We start from the raw sequence: 1,861 nt of genomic DNA, 5'->3' as shown, positions 1-1,861 counted from the left end.
GTTCGCGGGGCGTGCGGATGACCAGGTGAAGATCCGTGGGTTCCGGATCGAGCCGGGCGAGGTCCAGGCGGCACTGGCAGCGCATCCGCAGCTGGCCCAGGTGGTGGTGGTCGTACGGGAGGACACCCCGGGCGACAAACGCCTCATCGCCTATGTGGTGGGCAACGCGACGGAGTCTGAGCTGCGTGATTTCGCGGCCGGCCGGTTGCCGGAGTACATGGTGCCGTCCGTGTTCGTGGTGCTGGATGAGCTGCCGTTGACGGTGAACGGCAAGCTCGACCGCAAGGCGCTGCCCGCTCCCATTTTCAAGGCAGGCGGCGGTCGGGGTCCGGCCACGGTGCAGGAGGAGATCCTGTGCCAGGCCTTCGCGCAGGTCCTGGGCGTGGACCGGGTCGGTGTGGATGACGACTTCTTCGCGTTGGGTGGCCACTCCCTCCTGGCGACGCGTCTGGTGAGTCGGGTGCGTGCGGTTCTGGGTGTGGAGGTCGGGCTGCGGACCCTGTTCGAGGTGCCGACGCCGGCGGGGTTGGCTGGCCGGTTGGGTCAGGCTGATGCGGCACGCCCGGCGCTCGTCGCGAAGGCACGTCCGGAGCGGGTGCCGTTGTCGTATGCGCAGCGCCGGCTGTGGTTCATCGGGCAGTTGGAGGGCCCGAGCGCGACCTACAACCAGCCGGTGGGTCTGCGGTTGTCGGGTGGGCTGGACCGGCGGGCGTTGGAGTCGGCGTTGGTGGATGTGCTGGGGCGGCATGAGGTGCTGCGGACCGTGTTCGCGGTGGCGGACGGGGAGCCGTATCAGCAGATCCTGCCGGTGCAGGAGTGCGGCTTCGAGCTGGCCGTCACCGAGGTCGGGGAGGGCGGTCTCGGTGACGCGGTGGCGGAGGCGGCGCGGTATGCCTTCGATCTGAGCGCTGAGATCCCGCTGCGGGCGTGGTTGTTCGGGGTGGGTCCCGATGAGCATGTGCTTGTAGTGGTGGTGCATCACATCGCCAGTGACGGTTGGTCCTCTGCACCGCTCGAGCGTGACCTGCAGTCCGCCTATGCGGCGCGGCGTGGGGGCCAGGCGCCGGTGTGGGATGCGTTGCCGGTGCAGTACGCGGATTACGCGTTGTGGCAGCGGGAGTTGCTGGGCGATGAGAGCGACCCGGAGAGTGTGCTGTCGCGGCAGGTGGCGTATTGGCGTGGTGTGTTGGCGGGGGTGCCGCAGGAGTTGGGGTTGCCGTATGACCGGGTTCGTCCGGTGGTGGCGTCGCATGAGGGGCATGCGGTGCGGGTGGAGGTGTCGGCTGGGGTGCATGCGCGGTTGCGTGAGGTGGCGCGTGAGCGTGGTGTGACGGTGTTCATGGTGTTGCAGGCGGCGTTGGCGGTGACGTTGCACCGGCTGGGTGCGGGGACGGATATTCCGATCGGGTCGGCGATCGCCGGGCGGACGGACGAGGCGCTGGATGATCTGGTCGGGTGTTTCGTGAACACGCTGGTCATCCGGAGTGATCTGTCGGGTGATCCGTCGTTCGGTGCGCTGCTGGAGCAGGTGCGCGAGAGCGGTCTGCAGGCGTATGCGCATCAGGATGTGCCGTTCGAGCGGCTGGTGGAGGAGCTGGCACCGGCCCGGTCCGCGGCGCGGCACCCGTTGTTCCAGGTCATCTTGACGATGCAGGACACGGTGTCGGCGGCGGGTGTGGGGGGATCCGGCGGGGTGGAGACCGGGTTGCGGGCCAGTGGGCTGCCGTTGAGCCGGTCCGGGGTGAAGTTCGATGTGGCGGTGCTGCTGGGCGAGCGGTTCGGTACGGACGGCGTGCCGGCCGGTATCGGGGGGGTGGTGACCGGGGCTGCGGATCTGTTCGACCCCGGCACGGTGGCCCGG

At 69.2% G+C, this 1,861-nt stretch carries 1 protein-coding gene; it reads left to right on the top strand.

The window, feature by feature from the left end; genetic code table 11:
* Positions 1-1,861, top strand: a 1,861-nt coding sequence (locus tag BZL64_RS28810; protein WP_425276079.1) for a condensation domain-containing protein, incomplete at both ends; no start/stop codon positions are given.

This window comes from Streptomyces bobili, from assembly GCF_002154575.1.
Classification (GTDB): domain Bacteria; phylum Actinomycetota; class Actinomycetes; order Streptomycetales; family Streptomycetaceae; genus Streptomyces; species Streptomyces bobili.
Note: the sequence above shows the minus strand (reverse complement) of the source record. Positions and strands in the feature narration are given on the sequence as shown.